At 34.1% G+C, this 1,475-nt stretch carries 1 protein-coding gene; it reads left to right on the top strand.

All coding sequences use genetic code 11. The features are described from left to right. Positions 1 to 1,475 (top strand): hypothetical protein (locus CYP28_RS10165; RefSeq protein WP_181000384.1); only part of this gene is annotated, 1,475 nt, incomplete at both ends.

Raw genomic sequence — 1,475 nt, forward strand, 5'->3', positions numbered from 1 at the left:
AGAGAATGGAACTTAGATCTGAACAAAGAAAATTTGTCGATTATGCGGCAAAGAGGGTAAAAGAGAGTAAATATTGTGTTTGTGAAATGCCTACGGCGTTTGGTAAAACTTTTTCGGCCTTAATGCTTGCAAAGAAACTAATTGATGAAAAGATAGCTCAAAGAGTGGTAATAGCTACTAGCGATAACTCTTTGGCAAAAAGTATATTTCTTGAAGCCAAAAATGTCAATAATCTACCAGACTATGTGCTAGGCATTGGCAAAAATAACTATCTGGATATAAAAAAACTCGCTTTTTTTATGGATACAGAGATTAGCTCTGAAATTTTGCCTTTGGACAAAGAGGTTGTTGATGCTGCTATAAAAAAATTAAAGGAAGATTTCTCTTATGTCTTGATCGAAGATTTTTTAAACGAGCTAGATATAGTAGATGCCGATAAGAGAGAATATATTGCCAATAACCTTGCACTTGAAAAAAGCAATAGTGAAAGCTTTAAAGAATATACTATTCAAATCACCAATTACTCTTTTTTGTTTTCTAAATTTATGTTCGATGAAAAATATGCTGAAGTAGATGGCACTGTTTATATTTTTGATGAAATTCAAGAATTACCCAATATGGCTGAAATGACACTAAGCTCTGCGTTTTCTTTATATAGCTACTATTTGCAATTAAAAACGATTGCAAAGACAATTAACGACGATGCTGGCGCACCTAAAACTTTGATAAAGTTATTGAATGAAGAGGTTGAGCGTGTAAAATCCATAAATGAGATTATGAGCGATGAAAAAATGGCTGGCAAGACACTAACAGCCAATGATATAGCCATACAAAGAGCCACAAACGTTTTAAGTAAGCTTTTTGATCAAGAAAAAAGCAAGGCTCTTAGAGCCAAGCTAAAAAGCTATTACAAAAAAACTCCATTTTTTCAGCTAGGCATTTTTCTTAATAAATTTGATGATGTTAAAAGCACCTTGTCGTCTAAAGATATTTATATTAGCTTCTCGCAAGAAAGAGGGTTTATATCGTTTCATACCTATTCTAAGGACATAAAGCTTAAGCTCGCCGATAAGTTCTGGAGTAAAATAGATCGATTTGTAGGTATAACAGCTACGGCTCTACTTACACAAGATGTTCATGATCTTGAAATTTATAAACGTATGGGTATCAACTTTAGTGATATAAAGCTTGGAGATACAACAATAAAAGAGCGCAAAAGCAAAATATGTGTAATAAAGTCATTTGAGGGGATTTTACGCCCAGAGCAGGCGACTTATTCGATTACTGGCAACGACTTTATAGAAGATGAGCAAAAAAGATTTGAGTATTTTGCAGATGAAATTTTGCGAGGCTACGACGGCAAAAATACAATGGTTCTAGTAGGTGGCTTTGATGAAGTAAGATTTCTAGCTCAAAAACTAGAAAGCGTAAAAGATAGGCTAGTTTTGGCGGAGCAAGGTAGAAGCGTCCAAAAT

It is taken from the genome of Campylobacter concisus (assembly GCF_002914195.1).
GTDB lineage: Bacteria > Campylobacterota > Campylobacteria > Campylobacterales > Campylobacteraceae > Campylobacter_A > Campylobacter_A concisus_M.